The organism is Kluyvera ascorbata ATCC 33433 (genome assembly GCF_000735365.1).
Lineage (GTDB): Bacteria > Pseudomonadota > Gammaproteobacteria > Enterobacterales > Enterobacteriaceae > Kluyvera > Kluyvera ascorbata.
Map to the genome: position 1 here is coordinate 58,618 of NZ_JMPL01000011.1, position 18,558 is coordinate 77,175.

Genomic DNA, 18,558 nt, shown 5'->3' on the forward strand with positions numbered 1-18,558 from the left:
GTCGAGAAAAATCACTATCAGGCTAACGTACTAATACGCGCCAACTGCTCAAAATAGTCCGGGAACGTTTTCGCCGTACATTTCGGGTCAAGAATGGTGACTGGCGTATCCGACAGCGCCACCAGCGAGAAACACATCGCCATACGGTGATCGTTGTAGGTCCCGATTTCGGCAAAGTTCAGCGTAGCAGGCGGGGTAATGCGAATGTAGTCCTCACCCTCTTCCACTTCCGCGCCCACTTTACGTAGCTCGGTTGCCATCGCGAACAGGCGGTCAGTCTCTTTAACACGCCAGTTGTAGATATTGCGAAGCGTGGTTGTTCCTTTCGCGAACAGCGCTGCCGTCGCGATAGTCATCGCCGCATCAGGAATATGGTTCATATCCATATCAATGGCGTTGAGTTCGCCACGGGTACAGGCGATAAAATCGTCGCCCCAGGTAATGGTTGCGCCCATTTTTTCCAGGACATCGGCAAAGCGAATATCACCCTGCACGCTGTAGCGACCAATACCGGTCACCTTCACGGTACCGCCTTTAATCGCACCGGCAGCCAGGAAATATGACGCTGACGAAGCATCACCTTCGACCAGATACTGACCCGGAGAAACGTACTGCTGACCACCGCGCACGACAAAGCGCTGGTAGCTCTGGTTTTCCACTTCAACACCAAACGTTTTCATCAGGTGCAGCGTGATGTCGATATACGGTTTAGAAACCAGGTCACCTTTGATGGTGATAGTGGTGTCCTGCGGCGCCAGCGGTGCCGTCATCAATAACGCAGTTAAGAACTGGCTTGAGACGCTACCGTCTACCTCAACGCTACCGCCGTTAAAACCACCTTTCAGGCGCAGCGGTGGATAGTTTTCCTGCTCCAGGTACTCAATCTGCGCGCCGCCCTGACGCAGAGCATCAACCAGGTGGCCAATCGGGCGCTCTTTCATGCGCGGTTCGCCGGTCAGGACGATGTTGTTTTTACCGAGGCACAGCGCTGCCGCCAGCGGACGCATCGCGGTACCGGCATTGCCAAGGAACAGCTCTAGTTCGTTGGAAGTCTGAAGCGGGCCTGCATTGCCGGTCACTTCACAACGGGTGCGATCGTCAGACAGGGTGTATTGAATTCCCAGCGCCTTCAACGCGTTCAGCATGTGGCGGACATCATCGCTGTCCAGCAGGTTAGTCAGAACGGTCGTGCCACGCGCTAAAGCCGCCAGCAGCAAAGCACGGTTCGAAACGCTTTTAGAACCGGGCAAATTGATCGTGCCATCGACGCGCGCGATAGGTTGTAACGTCAGGGATTCCATGAAACTCAACTCTCAAAAACAGAAGTAAAAACCCCACGAGCTAGCCGTGGGGATGAATAAAAAACCAGATTAACCGTGGCGGCGTTCGAAGTCCTGCATGAATTCCGTCAGCGTCTGTACGCCGGCCAGCGGCATGGCATTGTAGATAGAAGCACGCATCCCGCCCACCACGCGGTGGCCTTTCAGCGCATGCAGACCCGCTGCAAAGGACTCTTCAAGGAACAGTTTGTCCAGCGCGCTAGCCGCGAGCTGGAACGGCACGTTCATACGTGAACGGTTGGCGCTTGCCACATCGTTACGATAGAAATCACTGCCATCAATAGTGTTATACAGAAGATCGGCCTTCTGCTGATTGATACGATCCATTGCGGCAACGCCGCCCTGCTCTTTCAGCCATTTGAAGACCAGACCTGCCAGATACCAGGCGAAGGTCGGCGGCGTGTTGAACATCGAGTCGTTATCGTTCAGCACGGTATAGTCGAGGATTGATGGGCAGGCAACGTGCGCTTTACCCAGCAGGTCTTCACGTACGATAACCAGCGTTAAGCCCGCTGGACCGATATTTTTCTGCGCGCCAGCGTAGATCACGCCATAACGGCTCACATCAATCGGACGTGAAAGGATGGTTGAGGAGAAGTCGGCAGCAACAATCACGTCTTTACCGAAGTCTGGTGTCTCTTCGATGGCAATACCGTCGATGGTTTCGTTCGGGCAATAGTGCAGATAAGCCGCGTTATCAGAGAGCTGCCAGTCGCGCATCGGTTTGACCGCGCGTTTACCTTCTACGGTGATTTTGGCGTCAATAACGTTCGGGTTGCAGTATTTTTTGGCTTCTTTAACCGCACTTGCCGCCCAGTAGCCGGCATCGACGTAATCAGCCGTGGTTTTGTCGCCGAGAATATTCAGCGGTACGCCCGCGAACTGACCGCGACCACCACCGTGACAGAACAACACTTTGTAGTTGGAAGGGATGTTAAGCAGGTCGCGGAAATCTTTTTCTGCTTCCTCTGCCACGTGGATAAATTCTTTACCGCGGTGGCTAACTTCCATTACCGACGTGCCTAATCCGTTCCAGTCGCAAAGTTCTTTTTGCGCCAGTTTAAGGACATCTGCCGGAAGCATTGCCGGACCTGAACTGAAATTAAAAACCTGAGCCATAACCCTCACCACATTGCAATGTTGTCTGACCGCATGCCTCGCGCGTCATCAACGCGTGGGCATAAGTTATTCCTGTGGCTATTGGTTTTATCATTCAGTGACACAGCCCGCAATGGATAATCCCGCACGGGGCAAAAATGCGTGGAAAATCACACAACAGAATCTATCGACTTGACGAAACAAAATGGTCTATTTCGCTATTTGCAATTGCAGATGGAAGTGTATAGCGATTGTCATGCAAACCCCGTATCATTGCGCGCTTTCCGTACGACAAAAGAGATTGCTATGACGCAAACCTATATTCCCGGCAAAGATGCCGCACTGGAAGATTCCATCGCTCGCTTCCAGCAAAAGCTGCTCGATCTGGGCTTCGACATTGAAGAAGCCTCCTGGCTGAACCCGGTTCCTAACGTCTGGTCGGTGCATATTCGTGATAAGGCATGCTCTCTGTGCTTTACCAACGGTAAAGGCGCGACCAAAAAAGCCGCACTGGCCTCCGCGCTGGGTGAGTACTTCGAACGTCTCTCCACCAACTATTTCTTCGCCGACTTCTGGCTGGGCGACAAAATTGCTAACGATCCGTTCGTCCACTACCCGAACGAAAAATGGTTCCCGCTGACCGACGACGATGAAGTGCCTGAAGGCCTGCTCGATGCTCGCCTGCGTGCATTTTACGATCCTGACGATCAGTTAACCGCCAGCATGCTGGTCGACCTGCAGTCCGGCAACGACGATCGCGGCGTATGCGGCCTGCCGTTTACCCGCCAGTCCGACGGCGAAACTATCTATACTCCCGATGAACATCGTGGCTAACCTGTACGTTTCTAACGGCATGTCTGCGGGTAATCCCGTAATGAAGCCCGCGTACAGGGGCTGTCTGAAGTCTTCGAACGTTACGTGAAAAACCGCATCATCGCGGAAAGCATCAGCCTGCCGGAAATCCCGGCCGAGGTGCTGGCGCGTTACCCTGGCGTCGTTGAGTCCATCAAAACGCTGGAAGCGGAAGGTTTCCCAATCTTCGCTTACGACGGTTCTCTGGGCGGTAAATACCCGGTTATCTGCGTCGTGCTGTTCAACCCAGCCAACGGTACCTGCTTCGCGTCCTTCGGCGCGCACCCTGATTTCGGCGTTGCGCTTGAGCGTACGGTGACCGAGCTGCTGCAGGGCCGCGGTCTGAAAGATCTCGACGTGTTCACTCCACCAACCTTCGATGACGAAGAAGTCGCTGAACATACCAATCTCGAAACCCACTTCATCGACTCCAGCGGTCTGATCTCCTGGGATATGTTCAAGCAGGATGCGGACTACCCGTTTGCAGACTGGAACTTCTCAGGCACAACCGAAGAAGAGTTCGCCACCCTGATGGCTATCTTCAATGAAGAAGATAAAGAAGTGTACATCGCCGACTATGAGCACCTGAGCGTTTACGCTTGCCGTATCATCGTGCCCGGCATGTCCGATATTTATCCAGCGGAAGATCTGTGGCTCGCAAACAACAATATGGGCAGCCACCTGCGCGACACCATTCTCTCCCTGCCGGGTAGCGAGTGGGAAAAAGAAGCGTATCTGAATCTCATCGAACAGATGGATGACGAAGGTCTGGACGATTTCACCCGCGTACGCGAACTTCTAGGTCTGGCAACCGGTCCAAATAACGGCTGGTCGACTCTGCGCGTTGGCGAACTGAAAGCCATGCTGGCACTGGCGGGCGGTGACCTTGAGCAGGCGCTGATCTGGACCGAGTGGACCATGGAGTTCAATGCTTCTGTATTCAGTGCTGAGCGTGCTAACTACTACCGTTGTCTGCAAACGCTGCTGCTGCTGTCTCAGGAAGAAGAACGTGAACCTCTGCAGTACCTGAACGCGTTCGTCCGTATGTACGGCGCAGATGCCGTAGAAGCGGCCAGCGCGGCGCTGAGCGGTGAAGAGGCCTTCTATGGCCTGCAGCCTGCTGATGGCTCCCTGGAAGCCTTCCCTGCGCATCAGTCGCTTCTGCAGGCCTACGAGAAGCTCCAGCGCGCTAAAGCGGCTTTCTGGGCAAAGTAGGATATTTCCCGCAGAAAAAGTAGGTTTAACGTACAGTCTACGCTATATTACGGGGCCAAATATTGGCCCCTTTTTTTATTTCCACGCTTCGCTTCGTAGAGCTGTGAAAATAAAGTTAAACATAAGTAAACACAATATTTAGTAGCTTACATTTATTGTTAATTTGCACAATCATTACTCCATTTTAATTAACTAATAAAATGAAGGGTAAAGAAAAAATTCAACTGAATTTGCAAATCTTAAAATTTATTTTTATCATTAGATTCAATAAATTACCCTGAGATCGTTGAAAAACCATTCGTTCTTCAGGCCTATAAGCCAGGCGAGATATGATCTATATCAAATTCTCATCTATAATGCTTTGTTAGTATCTCGTCGCCGATTAAATAAAAAGAGAGAGTTAGTGTGAAAGCTGACAACCCTTTTGATCTACTCCTTCCTGCTGCGATGGCTAAAGTTGCCGAAGAAGCAGGTGTCTATAAAGCAACCAAGCATCCGCTGAAAACCTTTTATCTGGCGATTACTGCGGGCGTCTTTATCTCGATTGCTTTTGTTTTTTACATTACCGCAACCACGGGTACCGCAGGTATGCCATTCGGCATCGCGAAACTCATTGGTGGTATTTGTTTCTCCTTAGGCTTAATTCTTTGCGTGATTTGTGGCGCAGACCTCTTTACCTCTACCGTGCTGATTGTTGTGGCGAAAGCCAGCGGCCGCATCACCTGGGGTCAATTGGCAAAAAACTGGCTCAACGTCTATGTTGGTAACCTGATTGGTGCACTGCTTTTCGTGCTGCTGATGTGGCTGTCCGGCGAGTACATGACGGCCAACGGCGGATGGGGGCTCAACGTCCTGCAAACCGCTGACCACAAAATGCACCATACATTTATCGAAGCCGTTGCTCTCGGCATCCTGGCAAACCTGATGGTCTGTCTGGCAGTGTGGATGAGCTACTCTGGTCGCAGCCTGATGGATAAAGCCATGATTATGGTTTTACCGGTTGCCATGTTCGTTGCCAGCGGTTTTGAGCACAGTATCGCAAACATGTTTATGATCCCGATGGGTATCGTAATACGCGATTTTGCTAGCCCGGAATTCTGGACCGCTATCGGTTCTACTCCGGAAAGTTTCTCTCACCTGACCGTGATGCACTTCATCACCGATAACCTGATTCCCGTGACTATCGGGAATATCATCGGCGGCGGTTTGCTGGTTGGGTTGACATACTGGGTCATTTACCTGCGTGGCGGTGACCGTCATTAATTGACGATTGCTCCAGGCAGTAAATAAAAAGTCCACTTAAGAAGGTAGGTGTTACATGTCCGAACTTAATGAAAAGTTAGCCGCAGCCTGGGAAGGTTTTACCAAAGGTGATTGGCAGAATGAAGTAAACTTACGTGACTTCATCCAGAAAAACTACACCCCATATGAAGGTGACGAATCCTTCCTGGCTGGCGCAACTGACGCGACCACCAAGCTGTGGGATAGCGTAATGGAAGGCGTTAAACTGGAAAACCGCACTCACGCGCCAGTTGACTTTGACACCGCCGTAGCTTCAACCATCACTTCCCACGACGCTGGCTACATTAACAAGTCGCTGGAAAAAATCGTTGGTCTGCAGACTGAAGCTCCACTGAAACGTGCTCTTATCCCGTTCGGTGGCATCAAAATGATCGAAGGTTCCTGCAAAGCGTATGACCGCGAGCTGGACCCGATGATCAAAAAAATCTTCACCGAATACCGTAAAACGCACAACCAGGGCGTGTTCGACGTTTATACTCCGGACATCCTGCGCTGCCGTAAATCCGGTGTTCTGACCGGTCTGCCAGACGCCTACGGCCGTGGTCGTATCATCGGTGACTACCGTCGTATCGCCGTTTACGGTATCGACTACCTGATGAAAGACAAATTCGCTCAGTTCTCCTCCCTCCAGTCTGACCTGGAAAACGGTGTGAACCTGGAAGCGACTATCCGTCTGCGTGAAGAAATCTCTGAACAGCACCGTGCGCTGGGTCAGATCAAAGAGATGGCTGCTAAATACGGCTACGACATCTCTGGTCCGGCTACCAACGCTCAGGAAGCTATCCAGTGGACTTACTTCGGCTACCTGGCTGCGGTTAAATCCCAGAACGGCGCGGCAATGTCCTTCGGTCGTACTTCCAGCTTCCTGGATATCTACATCGAACGTGACCTGAAAGCAGGCAAAATCACTGAGCAAGACGCTCAGGAAATGATTGACCACCTGGTCATGAAGCTGCGTATGGTTCGCTTCCTGCGTACCCCTGAGTATGATGAACTGTTCTCCGGTGACCCAATCTGGGCGACTGAATCTATCGCAGGTATGGGCGTTGATGGCCGTACTCTGGTTACCAAAAACAGCTTCCGCTTCCTGAACACCCTGTACACCATGGGTCCTTCTCCAGAGCCGAACATCACCGTTCTGTGGTCTGAGAAACTGCCACTGGCGTTCAAAAAATATGCCGCTAAAGTGTCCATCGACACCTCTTCTCTGCAGTACGAGAACGATGACCTGATGCGTCCTGACTTTAACAACGATGACTACGCTATCGCTTGCTGCGTAAGCCCAATGATCGTTGGTAAACAAATGCAGTTCTTCGGCGCACGTGCAAACCTGGCGAAAACCATGCTGTACGCAATCAACGGCGGCGTTGATGAAAAACTGAAAATGCAGGTTGGTCCTAAAACTGAGCCAATGAAAGGCGACGTTCTGAACTACGACGAAGTTATGGATCGTATGGACCACTTCATGGATTGGCTGGCTAAACAGTACGTCACCGCGCTGAACGTCATCCACTACATGCACGACAAGTACAGCTACGAAGCCTCTCTGATGGCGCTGCACGACCGTGACGTTATCCGCACCATGGCGTGTGGTATCGCTGGTCTGTCCGTTGCTGCTGACTCCCTGTCTGCAATCAAATATGCGAAAGTTAAACCGATTCGTGATGAAAACGGTCTGGCTGTTGACTTCGAAATCGAAGGCGAATACCCGCAGTTTGGTAACAACGACGCTCGCGTCGATGACATGGCGGTTGACCTGGTAGAACGTTTCATGAAGAAAATTCAGAAACTGACTACTTACCGTAACGCTATCCCGACTCAGTCTGTTCTGACCATCACCTCTAACGTGGTTTATGGTAAGAAAACCGGTAACACCCCAGACGGTCGTCGTGCTGGCGCTCCATTCGGCCCAGGTGCTAACCCAATGCACGGTCGTGACCAGAAAGGTGCTGTTGCCTCTCTGACTTCCGTTGCTAAACTGCCGTTTGCTTACGCTAAAGATGGTATCTCTTACACCTTCTCTATCGTTCCTAACGCTCTGGGTAAAGACGACGACGTTCGTAAAACCAACCTGGCTGGTCTGATGGACGGTTACTTCCACCACGAAGCGTCTATCGAAGGCGGTCAGCACCTGAACGTTAACGTAATGAACCGCGAAATGCTGCTCGACGCGATGGAAAACCCGGAAAAATATCCGCAGCTGACCATCCGTGTATCTGGCTACGCAGTACGTTTTAACTCCCTGACTAAAGAACAGCAGCAGGACGTTATTACCCGTACTTTCACTCAATCTATCTAATAGATTTGACTGAAATCGCGATTAAAAACGCGTAAAATGAAGGCTCCACCTCGGTGGGGCCTTTCTTATAATCGACACTCGCTGAGTGGATTTTGCTTGCTGACTTCTATACTGAAGTTAACAAGCAAAATAAACTCGACGCGGCTTTATAACCGTGCTCGCAAACCTGGCTGTAAAGCTGGGAAGAACTGGAGATAACACCGCAATGTCTGTAATTGGTCGTATTCACTCCTTTGAGTCCTGTGGCACCGTTGATGGCCCAGGCATCCGTTTTATTACCTTCTTCCAGGGCTGCCTGATGCGCTGCCTGTATTGCCACAACCGTGATACCTGGGACACCCACGGCGGTAAAGAGATCACCGTTGAAGAGCTGATGAAAGAAGTGGTGACCTACCGCCACTTTATGAACGCATCCGGCGGCGGTGTGACCGCGTCCGGCGGTGAAGCTATTCTGCAGGCCGAGTTTGTGCGTGACTGGTTCCGCGCTTGCCACAAAGAAGGGATTCATACCTGTCTTGACACCAATGGTTTCGTCCGTCGTTACGATCCGGTCATTGATGAACTGCTGGAAGTGACTGACCTGGTGATGCTCGATCTTAAGCAGATGAACGACGACATTCACCAGAACCTGGTTGGCGTCTCCAACCATCGTACGCTGGAGTTTGCTCAGTATCTGTCGAAGAAAAACATTAACGTCTGGATCCGCTACGTCGTGGTACCAGGCTGGTCAGACGACGACGACTCCGCGCATCGTCTCGGCGAGTTTACCCGCGATATGGGCAACGTTGAAAAAATCGAACTGCTGCCTTATCACGAGCTGGGGAAACACAAGTGGGTAGCGATGGGTGAAGAGTACAAGCTGGACGGCGTACACCCACCGAAGAAAGAGACCATGGAGCGCGTGAAAGGCATCCTCGAGCAGTATGGTCATAAGGTGATGTACTAACTCCCCTGCTCATCCCGGCGTCGCTTGCGCTCGGCCGGGCTACCGATTTTAAACCCGGCTTTATGCCGGGTTTTCTTTTAGCGCTTTTTGCGCGCCAACAGTGGGAAGATCAGCCCTAACCCCACCAGCACAAACGGCGTGGCCACGTTAAGCGATAGCTGGAATGCCCACTCCGGCGTAAAGGCGGTCATTTTCGGGAAAATGCCGGTCAGACAGGCAAACGCGGTAAACAAGAAGCACCATACGCCGACCGTCATCGCCAACGAACGATTACGGATAAAGACATACTCCGACTGATATTTCTGCCCCAGACGAATTACCGCGATAAACGCGACGAACACCCACAGATAGCGCAGCGGCATCACCACAGAGTTGAGATTGAGCAGCCATTTGTAGAGATTGTTCATATCACCAATACCCAGCGTCGGTAACATAATCAGCAATGCGACCAGCACCAGCGTCAACAGATACCCGTTCACCGGTGTGCCTGAAGCGTTAGTTTTACAGAGCTTCTGCGGGATATAACGGCTGTCGGCATCACTCAGCAGCACCTTTAGCGGCGCATCGATGGAGAACACCAGCGCGGCAACCTGCCCCAGCGTGTTCGCAATGGCATAGATCACCATCAGAGAGTTGCCCATGTGGTAATAGCCCCCCAGTTTCTGGAAAGCATAATACTGACCGTTAGCCATCAGATCGTCAGGAATATGGTTAGAGTCGAACATCATTCCCATTGCCAGTGAACCGAGGATCGCGCACACGGCAACCATGACCGCCAGAAAGATCATTCCGCGCGGAAACTCTTTTCCCGGGTTACGGGTGTTATTGACGTACGGTGAGATCTTTTCAGCCCCGCCCACCGCGAACACCAGCATCGAAATGGTGGTGATATAGGTGAAGTCAAAATGCGGAATAAAGGTTTGCCAGGTAATATTGGTGGTGGCGATTTTCACCTCGGTGATAGCCGGTGCTGTCACCGCCATCACCACATACAACAGCGACATCACGAACATGGCGATCCCGGCAATCGACCCTACCAGCTTCAGCGACTTCATCCCTCGGGATGCCACCCACATGAAGAAGACGAAAAGCGCCAGCGTAAAGCCCTGAAGCGCCACCACGCCATACTCGGTGATAAGCGAACCGTTTCCCTTTATTGCCCAGCCCAGCGCAATCAGAATGGCCTGCGGCTTCTGCGCCAGATAAGGAATGTGGACAACCCAGTAGGTCCAGGCAGCCAGATACGCCAGCCCCGGCCCCATCGTATTTTTAATCCAGGTGCTAACGCCCCCTTTCCCATCCTTAAAGGTCGAACCAAGCTGGCCGACGATAAGCGCGTAAGGTGTGAAATAGAGTGCGAAGATAAACAGCCACGAGAAGACAACTACCAACCCCTGATTGGCGTAGTTATTGACGACGTTGCCGAAACCCCAAACCGTAATAAACGACATCAGCGCGATGTTATACCACCGCAGCTGCTTTTCTTGTTCGCCTGCCATAAACTCCGTTCCTTGAATGTTATTGTTCGCGAATGCGATTTTTATCGACGGATGATTATGCGAGCACTAATCCAAAATAGGTAACGCGAGCGTGCAAAATTACAACATCTCGCACATTTAATCGGGTTTATTGTCTGGAAGTCAGAAGAATATAAGCTCGCCCCCCACCTACGCGAAAGCGACGTGGCAAACCTTAGTATAGCGATGCAGGAAAGAATGACGCGTCATGTTTTCATAACGCGTCAGCAGGATCAGGCGTGAGCCACCGGGGTAGGATGATGTCCAGCTTTGCGCAGCAGCATCATCAGATATACAAACGATACCCCAGCAATCATGATGAACAAGAGGTTGTCGGAATAACTTTGCATCAGCATTGCCGTCAACGATGGTCCCACCAGGCTGCCGATGGTATAGCTCAGCAGCAGCGCCTGGTTCATCGAGACGAGTTGATGATGTTCCACCTTCTCGCAGGCCCAGGCCATTGCCACCGGATATAACGTGAAGCCCGCAGCGCCAAGAATAAACAGCGCTGGTGCCATTGCAGCCTGGCTCAACATGCCTAAGCAGCCAATAATGACCACAAAGACCTGAACGCGCAGCACCATCAGGCGCCCATAGCGGTCTGCCAACCGGCCAATCGGCCACTGACCGAGGATCCCCGCGCTGACCATCACCGCCATCCAGAACCCAATACCAGAATCGCTGACGCCACGGTGGTTCAGGTACAGCGGCATCAGGCCATAAAGCGAACCCAGGACAATCCCGGAAATAATGCAACCATTAACCCCCAGACGAGCCTGACGCAGTTTGAACATTGGCCAAACGCGCGCACTTTCATCCTGCGCTTCGTCTTTCTGGCTCACAATGCGGGTAAACAGCAGCGGTAAAATGCCCGCCAGCACCACGCCGGTCATCAGCGGAAGAATGGTTGCCATATCCGTCGGCAATCTGCTGACGATAACCTGGCCCAGCACGGTCCCGATGTAATACATCATCATATAGGCCGCCAGCAGGCGACCGCGGTTACGTGAGGTGCCGCTGCACATCAGCGCGCTCTCGACCACTACCCAAATCATGGCGCAGCCAACGCCCGCGATAAAGCGCCAGAACATCCAGCTCCAGAAGCCCACCATAAAGCCTAGCCCCACGCAGCCCGCGGCAAAAATCAGCGAGGCGATGTAGTAACTGTAATTAAAACCAAGACGCTTAATCAGCCGCCCGGTGAGCATGGTGCCAACCAGGTTGCCGGTAAAATAGGACGAACTCACCACTCCCACCTGCCAGGTAGGCAGATTTTCATGGGCGAGCCAGAGCGGGACGAGCGTGTTTAATACCGCGATCGCCAGCGTCAATAACAGTAGGCCGCAGAGCAGCAATAGCACTGGGCGAGTATAGGTGGTCATGGGTTCAAAACCGTGAGGATAGACAGATTTCGTGCGCATCATGCCACTGCCAAAAACATTGTCAATCCACCTGATTTCAACGGCAGAAGGCTTTCTGGCTCAACGATTGACGTTTCTTATTCAACGCAACGATAAGCCGCGGTTAAGTTTACTTATTAGATTGTTTTAATTGAAAAATAGCAGAATAGCCGAATGAGGGTTCAGTCGAAAAAATTCATGGACAAAAAGTGCCAGGGCAAGCCTGCCCTGGCAGCTTATTTTGCTTAGCTGGCGACCGCCATCCCGACGGTCATGTGCAGACCGTAGAATACGCCACGGCCAATCATCTCACCGACCAACACCAGCACAAACGCCAGGCTCAGCAACGGCAACGCGGGTTGATAGCCTTTGAGCTGCGGAGCAACCCAGCAGACCAGCGCCAGGGCGATTGCCACGATACGCCACGCCATCAGCGAGCCGTAATCAGGCACCAGCGCGGAAGCCTGCTGGATTGAGCTCTGAATGGAAGCCAGCTCAACGCCCTGCATCGTGGTGACAATCACGCTCACCACCAGCGCAGCAAGGCTGATAACCGGCAGCAGGCGCATACCCCAGCCTTCAACGCCTGCCCAGCGCAGCAGCAGGTAACCCAGCAGCGGGCCGCCGATAAACAGCGTCAGGAAGAAGCTCAGCGGCGTCCAGATGGTGTACCAGGTTGGCACGGTATCGATGGTGTTATAGACACGCACCATCATCCAGACAAACACCACGCCCAGCACCATCGTCACCACCAGCCACACGCTGCGCAGCGCGCAGGAGAGTTTGCTGGTGACCGCCAGCAGCCAGCCAATGCCGCCGACCGCAAAGAAGATTGCGCCACTGGCAATTTCGTTACTGAGCGAGGAAGCCCCCACGCGATTCAGCGAGTTAAAGGCGCGCATTGGCGAACCGAGGTGCAGCGTTGAGGCGATAAAACCAATACCCATCAACACCCACAGCGCAAACATGCTCAGCACCACGCGCTGCTGCTGTTCTCGAGGGAGTTGCCCCTTGAGCAATGCCAGTGCCAGGACGATAAACCCACCTGCTACGCACTGCCCAAAGACCGTGAAGATCATCAACGGCCATTCATGCCATCCACTTCCCATCTTACACCTCCTTCGGATTGGCCAGATAGCCAGTGGTATCGCCGCACGGACGTGCATTGGCGTTAGGTTTAATCACAATGCTTGGCTTAGTGAAGTGCGCCGATGGCAGCGGTGCCACCGCCGCCAGCGTACCGTGCTTCTGACGCAGCTCTTCGATTGGGCCAAAGTCCAGCGCGCGCAGCGGGCAGGATTCCACGCAAATCGGTTTCTTACCTTCCGCCACACGCTCGTGGCAGCCGTCACATTTGGTCATGTGACCTTTGGCTTCGTTGTACTGCGGTGCACCGTACGGGCAGGCCATGTGACAGTAGCGACAGCCGATGCACACATCTTCGTTGACGACCACAAAACCGTCTTCGCGTTTGTGCATCGCGCCGCTTGGGCACACCTTGGTACAGGCCGGGTCTTCGCAATGGTTACAGGCGATGGACAGGTAGTAGGCAAAGACGTTCTGATTCCAGACGCCGTTGTCTTCCTGCCAGTCGCCGCCTGCGTATTCATATATACGACGGAAACTGACGTCCGGAGTTAAGTCTTTGTAATCTTTACACGCCAGCTCGCAGGTTTTACAACCGGTGCAACGAGCGGAGTCAATAAAAAAGCCATATTGGGTAGTCATCGGTTACTCCTTACACCTTCTCAACCTGGACAAGGTTCGTGTGCGATGGGTTGCCTTTCGCCAGCGGCGACGGACGTTGAGTGGTCAGCACGTTAATGCTCCCGGCCTGGTCAATACCTTTAGCATCCGGGTTGTACCAAGCCCCCTCACCCAGCGCGACGATGCCCGGCATCATTCGCGGCGTGACCTTAGCTTCAATATGCACTTCCCCACGATCGTTAAAGATACGCACACGATCGCCGTTGGCGATGCCGCGTTTCTTCGCATCCAGCGGGTTGATCCACATCTCCTGACGACAGGCCGCTTTCAGCACATCAACGTTGCCGTAAGTCGAGTGAACGCGAGCTTTGTAATGGAAACCGGTCAACTGCAGCGGGAATTTCTCTGCCAGCGGATCGTTGTAGTTCTCAAAGCCTGGGGTGTAGATCGGTAACGGATCGATAACATCGCCTTCGGCCAGTTCCCAGGTGGCGGCAATTTTTGCCAGTTCCTGCGAGTAGATTTCAATTTTCCCTGACGGCGTAGTCAGCGGATTGGCCTGTGGATCCTCACGGAAAGCTTTATAGGCAACGTGATGCCCTTCAGGATCACGCTGCTTGAAGATGCCCTGCTTACGGAAGGTATCGAAGTCCGGCAGTTCCGGCACGGCCTGACGAGAAAGCTCATGCAGATGGCGCATCCATCCTTCCTGCGTCCGCCCTTCGGTGAACTGCTGCTCAACGCCCATACGTTTCGCCAGCTCAGTAGTCATCTCATAGATCGTTTTGCATTCGAAACGTGGTTTGATGACCTGATCGGTGAAGATAACGTAGGACATGTTGCCGCAGGAGGCATCCAGCGCGAAATCCATCTGCTCAGACGCAGTGCAGTCGGGCAACAGGATATCGGCATATTTCGCCGACGAAGTCATGTGGCAGTCAATCACCACAATCATTTCGCACTTCTTATCGTCCTGCAGAATTTCATGGGTGCGGTTGATTTCAGAGTGCTGGTTAATCAGGCAGTTACCGGCATAGTTCCAGATCATTTTGATCGGCACAACCAGCTTGTCTTTGCCACGGACGCCGTCGCGCAGCGCGGTCATTTCCGGGCCACGGACGATGGCATCGGTCCACATAAACATGGAAATGCTGGTCTGTACCGGGTTTTCCAGCGTTGGCATACGCTCAAACGGTACCTCATAGGAGCCTTCACGCGCGCCGCTGTTGCCGCCGTTGATCCCGACGTTACCGGTCAGAATCGACAGCATGGAGATAGCGCGGGTAGCAATTTCGCCGTTAGCATGACGCTGTGGCCCCCAGCCCTGGGAGATATAGGCCGGTTTGGCCAGCGCAATCTCACGCGCCAGTTTCACGATACGCTCAGCAGGAATACCGGTAATGCTCGCAGCCCACTCCGGCGTTTTCGCCGTAGCATCGCTGCCTTGTCCCAGAATGTAGGCTTTATAGTGACCGTTTGTCGGTGCACCTTCCGGAAGCGTTTTTTCGTCGTAGCCAACGCAGTATTTATCGAGGAACGGCTGATCGACCAGGTTTTCGGTGATCATCACCCACGCCAGCGCCGAAACCAGCGCCGCATCGGTACCAGGACGGATAGGAATCCACTCATCTTCACGCCCTGCACCAGTATCGGTATAACGCGGGTCGACGATAATCATGCGGGCATTCGATTTCTGGCGCGCCTGCTCCAGGTAGTACGTTACCCCGCCGCCGCTCATACGCGTTTCGCCCGGGTTATTGCCAAACAGCACGACCAGCTTGCTGTTTTCGATATCTGACGGACTGTTACCGTCGGCCCAGCCGCCGTAGGTGTAGTTCAGGCCCGCGGCAATCTGCGCTGAAGAGTAGTCACCATAGTGGTTCAGGTAACCGCCGCAGCAGTTCATCAGGCGAGCAACCAGGGTTTTTCCCGGTGGCCAGGAGCGGGTCAGCGTACCGCCAAGGGTACCGGTACCGTAGTTGAGATAGATGGATTCGTTACCGTAATCTTTAATCAGCCGCTTCATGTTGTCGGCAATGGTGTCAAAAGCTTCTTCCCAGCTGATGCGCTCGAATTTACCTTCGCCACGTTTACCGACCCGCTTCATCGGGTACTTCAGACGATCGGGATTATAGACACGACGGCGCATGGAACGACCGCGCAGACAGGCGCGAACCTGATGCAGGCCGTCGTAGTTATCATCACCGGTATTATCCGTTTCGACGTATTTAATCTCGCCATCGACAACATGCATGCGCAGCGGGCAGCGGCTTCCACAGTTAACCGTACACGCACTCCAGGTTACGCGCTCTGCCGCCGTACTCGGCGCAATCGCCTCGGCAGCATTCACGATGCGGCTGAAGGGAAGCGTAAACGCACTGCTGGCCATCGCCAGTCCGCCAATGGCCGTGGTTTTCATCAAACCACGGCGGCTGACCTCGGCTGCCAATAAAGCATCGGGGGTTTCAGTTTTCATGGACTCTCACTTCGTTGCTAACATTGAAAACATCATCCGATATATAGTCATTTATATAACGAAATGCTGTTATTATAGTTTTATATGCTGGTGTTACTTAGAAGGGAGTATCAAACGTTCTACCCGAAGAGGTATTGCTCGGTATCAATGCGGATATAAAAAAGCGCCTTTCGGCGCTTTTTTTGTGAAGCGGTGTAGGATTAACCGATGTATTCCAGACCGTTCATGTATGGACGCAGTACTTCAGGTACTTCGATGCGACCATCTGCCTGCTGGTAGTTTTCCAGCACGGCAACCAGCGTACGACCTACGGCCAGACCAGACCCGTTCAGGGTGTGAACCAGACGCGTTTTCTTGTCGGACTTGCTGCGGCAACGAGCCTGCATGCGGCGCGCCTGGAAATCCCAGACGTTAGAGCAAGAGGAGATCTCGCGGTAGGTATTCTGCGCTGGAACCCAGACTTCGAGGTCGTAGGTTTTGCATGCGCCGAAGCCCATATCACCGGTGCACAGAATGATTTTACGGTACGGCAGACCCAGCAATTGCAGGACTTTTTCCGCGTGACCGGTCATCTCTTCCAGCGCCGCCATAGAATCTTCTGGACGTACGATCTGCACCATCTCAACTTTGTCGAACTGGTGCATACGAATCAGACCACGGGTATCACGACCGTAGGAACCCGCTTCAGAGCGGAAGCACGGCGTGTGCGCGGTCATTTTGATCGGCAGGTCGTCTTCGTCGATGATTTCATCACGCACCAGGTTGGTCAGCGGCACTTCTGCCGTTGGGATCAGCGCGTAGTTGCTGCTGTCTGCTTCTTCTTCCAGCGGACGGGTATGGAACAGGTCGCCGGCAAATTTCGGCAGTTGACCGGTGCCGTACAGCGTGTCCTGGTTTACCAGGTAAGGCACATAGTTTTCGCTATAGCCATGCTGTTCGGTGTGCAGATCCAGCATGAACTGCGACAGCGCGCGGTGCATACGGGCAATCTGGCCTTTCATCACGACAAAACGTGAACCGGTCAGCTTAACGGCAGCGGCGAAGTCCAGCCCGCTGTGCATTTCACCCAGCGTAACGTGGTCGCGGATTTCGAAATCGAATTCACGCGGCGTGCCCCAGCGGCTAACTTCAACGTTGTCGTTTTCGTCACGACCTACCGGTGCATCGTCGTGCGGGATGTTCGGGATAGTCAGCGCAATATCGCGAATCTCAGCCAGCAGAACATCCAGTTCTGATTTAGCGGCATCAAGTTGTTCGCCAAGCTTGTTCACTTCCAGGCGTAAAGGCTCAATGTCTTCCCCGCGTGCTTTCGCCTGGCCGATGGATTTCGATCGCGAGTTACGCTCTGCCTGCAGATTTTCAGTTTCTACCTGCAGTACTTTACGACGCTCTTCAAGAGCGCGAAGTTTATCTACATCCAGCTTAAAGCCCCGGCGTGCCAGTTTTTCTGCGACTGCGTCTGGCTCTGTACGCAGCAGATTGGGATCGAGCATGCTTATCCTATGCTTATCGAATTGAAAGTGGAGTATGCGACCACAGCCCGTGGTCGCAGAGGTACATCGACAACATTACCGCAACGACTGCACTAGCGGTAGCGTTTTGTGCGGCTATTTTGATCCTGTTCAGCGAGCCAGGCGAGCTTTTCGCCAATCTTGCCTTCAAGACCTCGGTTGGTCGGGTGATAGTAGCGCGTTTGTGCCATTTCGCTGGGGAAATACTCTTCACCAGCGGCGTAGGCGTTTGGCTCGTCGTGGGCATAACGATATTCCTGTCCGTAGCCCATCTCTTTCATCAGCTTGGTTGGCGCATTTCGCAGATGCACCGGTACGTCGTAATCCGGACGTTCGCGGGCATCGGCCATTGCTGCTTTAAAGGCGGTATAAACAGCGTTGCTTTTCGGTGCACAGGCCAGGTAAACAATCGCCTGCGCAATGGCCCGTTCCCCTTCCGCCGGACCAACGCGGGTAAAGCAGTCCCAGGCGGAAATCGCCACCTGCATCGCACGCGGGTCAGCGTTGCCGACATCTTCTGAAGCAATGGCAAGGCAACGACGTGCAACATACAGCGGATCGCCACCCGCGCTGATAATGCGGGCGTACCAGTAGAGCGCCGCGTCGGGCGCGCTGCCGCGTACCGATTTATGCAGCGCCGAAATCAGGTCATAAAAGCGGTCACCTTTGTTATCAAAGCGAGCGCTGCGTTCACCGGCAATTTCAGTCAAAAGCTGGGGCTGCAAGACGCGCTTACCGGCATCATCCAGCTCCGCCATATCAGCCATCATTTCGAGCGTATTGAGCGCACGACGGGCATCGCCGTTGACTAATTCGGCAATCGCGCGGCGCGTGTCGTCCGGCAGAACAATATCCTGCCCGCCGTAGCCCCGTGCTTTGTCTTCCATGGCTT

General features: G+C 53.3%; 13 protein-coding genes and 1 pseudogene. 5 read left to right on the forward strand and 9 right to left on the reverse strand.

What is annotated here, in order from left to right; genetic code table 11:
* Positions 1–17: 17 nt before the first annotated feature.
* Together aroA and serC are read right to left on the reverse strand one after the other, a co-directional pair.
* Positions 18–1,301, reverse strand: a complete 1,284-nt coding sequence (gene aroA, locus GKAS_RS05170; protein WP_035892438.1) for a 3-phosphoshikimate 1-carboxyvinyltransferase — start codon at positions 1,299–1,301, stop codon at positions 18–20.
* Positions 1,302–1,370: 69 nt separating this feature from the next.
* Positions 1,371–2,459 carry a 3-phosphoserine/phosphohydroxythreonine transaminase gene (gene serC / locus GKAS_RS05175; protein ID WP_035892439.1) on the reverse strand — a complete coding sequence of 363 codons (1,089 nt, stop codon included), beginning with the start codon at positions 2,457–2,459 and terminating at the stop codon, positions 1,371–1,373.
* A gap of 285 nt (positions 2,460–2,744) precedes the next feature.
* Between serC and GKAS_RS05180 the strand changes: the two are divergent.
* The 5 genes and pseudogenes from GKAS_RS05180 to pflA all read left to right on the forward strand — a co-directional run.
* Positions 2,745–3,944: pseudogene (locus tag GKAS_RS05180) on the forward strand (YcaO-like family protein); the annotation flags it as partial.
* Positions 3,945–3,959: 15 nt separating this feature from the next.
* Positions 3,960–4,505, forward strand: a complete 546-nt coding sequence (locus tag GKAS_RS25240) for a hypothetical protein (protein WP_246870723.1) — start codon at positions 3,960–3,962, stop codon at positions 4,503–4,505.
* 405 nt (positions 4,506–4,910) lie between these two features.
* Positions 4,911–5,768 carry a formate transporter FocA gene (focA, locus tag GKAS_RS05185; protein WP_035892441.1) on the forward strand — a complete coding sequence of 286 codons (858 nt, stop codon included), beginning with the start codon at positions 4,911–4,913 and terminating at the stop codon, positions 5,766–5,768.
* A gap of 55 nt (positions 5,769–5,823) precedes the next feature.
* Positions 5,824–8,106 carry a formate C-acetyltransferase gene (gene pflB / locus GKAS_RS05190; RefSeq protein ID WP_035892442.1) on the forward strand — a complete coding sequence of 761 codons (2,283 nt, stop codon included), beginning with the start codon at positions 5,824–5,826 and terminating at the stop codon, positions 8,104–8,106.
* Positions 8,107–8,311: 205 nt separating this feature from the next.
* Entirely contained in the window at positions 8,312–9,052 is a 741-nt protein-coding gene (gene pflA, locus GKAS_RS05195; protein WP_035892443.1) for a pyruvate formate lyase 1-activating protein, read from the forward strand.
* Between the two features lie 77 nt (positions 9,053–9,129).
* Here pflA and GKAS_RS05200 read toward each other — a convergent pair whose 3' ends face one another.
* The 7 genes from GKAS_RS05200 to GKAS_RS05230 form a co-directional block, all read right to left on the reverse strand.
* Positions 9,130–10,551, reverse strand: a complete 1,422-nt coding sequence (locus GKAS_RS05200) for an APC family permease (protein WP_035892444.1) — start codon at positions 10,549–10,551, stop codon at positions 9,130–9,132.
* A gap of 251 nt (positions 10,552–10,802) precedes the next feature.
* Positions 10,803–11,954 carry an MFS transporter gene (locus tag GKAS_RS05205; protein WP_035892450.1) on the reverse strand — a complete coding sequence of 384 codons (1,152 nt, stop codon included), beginning with the start codon at positions 11,952–11,954 and terminating at the stop codon, positions 10,803–10,805.
* A gap of 263 nt (positions 11,955–12,217) precedes the next feature.
* The gene (locus GKAS_RS05210) at positions 12,218–13,081 is read right to left on the reverse strand and encodes a dimethyl sulfoxide reductase anchor subunit family protein (protein WP_035892445.1); all 864 of its coding nucleotides are present in this window, start codon (positions 13,079–13,081) and stop codon (positions 12,218–12,220) included.
* Position 13,082: 1 nt separating this feature from the next.
* Positions 13,083–13,700: a DMSO/selenate family reductase complex B subunit gene (locus GKAS_RS05215; RefSeq protein ID WP_035892446.1), complete on the reverse strand. Its 618-nt coding sequence runs from the start codon at positions 13,698–13,700 to the stop codon at positions 13,083–13,085.
* A gap of 10 nt (positions 13,701–13,710) precedes the next feature.
* Complete coding sequence (gene dmsA, locus GKAS_RS05220) at positions 13,711–16,155, reverse strand: dimethylsulfoxide reductase subunit A (protein ID WP_035892447.1); 2,445 nt, start codon at positions 16,153–16,155, stop codon at positions 13,711–13,713.
* Positions 16,156–16,355: 200 nt separating this feature from the next.
* A complete protein-coding gene (gene serS, locus GKAS_RS05225) occupies positions 16,356–17,648 on the reverse strand; it encodes a serine--tRNA ligase (RefSeq protein ID WP_035892448.1) in 1,293 nt (430 codons plus the stop codon).
* A 92-nt stretch (positions 17,649–17,740) separates the two neighbouring features.
* Positions 17,741–18,558, reverse strand: an 818-nt coding sequence (locus tag GKAS_RS05230; RefSeq protein WP_035892451.1) for an AAA family ATPase, incomplete at its 5' end; no start/stop codon positions are given.

Coding starts and splice junctions, on each gene's coding strand:
- serC (WP_035892439.1), bottom strand. CDS start 2,459: ATGGCTCAGGTTTTTAATTTCAGTTCAGGTCCGGCAATGCTTCCGGCA.
- GKAS_RS05200 (WP_035892444.1), bottom strand. CDS start 10,551: ATGGCAGGCGAACAAGAAAAGCAGCTGCGGTGGTATAACATCGCGCTG.
- serS (WP_035892448.1), bottom strand. CDS start 17,648: ATGCTCGATCCCAATCTGCTGCGTACAGAGCCAGACGCAGTCGCAGAA.
- GKAS_RS05215 (WP_035892446.1), bottom strand. CDS start 13,700: ATGACTACCCAATATGGCTTTTTTATTGACTCCGCTCGTTGCACCGGT.
- GKAS_RS05210 (WP_035892445.1), bottom strand. CDS start 13,081: ATGGGAAGTGGATGGCATGAATGGCCGTTGATGATCTTCACGGTCTTT.
- GKAS_RS25240 (WP_246870723.1), top strand. CDS start 3,960: ATGGGCAGCCACCTGCGCGACACCATTCTCTCCCTGCCGGGTAGCGAG.
- dmsA (WP_035892447.1), bottom strand. CDS start 16,155: ATGAAAACTGAAACCCCCGATGCTTTATTGGCAGCCGAGGTCAGCCGC.
- aroA (WP_035892438.1), bottom strand. CDS start 1,301: ATGGAATCCCTGACGTTACAACCTATCGCGCGCGTCGATGGCACGATC.
- pflA (WP_035892443.1), top strand. CDS start 8,312: ATGTCTGTAATTGGTCGTATTCACTCCTTTGAGTCCTGTGGCACCGTT.
- GKAS_RS05205 (WP_035892450.1), bottom strand. CDS start 11,954: ATGACCACCTATACTCGCCCAGTGCTATTGCTGCTCTGCGGCCTACTG.
- pflB (WP_035892442.1), top strand. CDS start 5,824: ATGTCCGAACTTAATGAAAAGTTAGCCGCAGCCTGGGAAGGTTTTACC.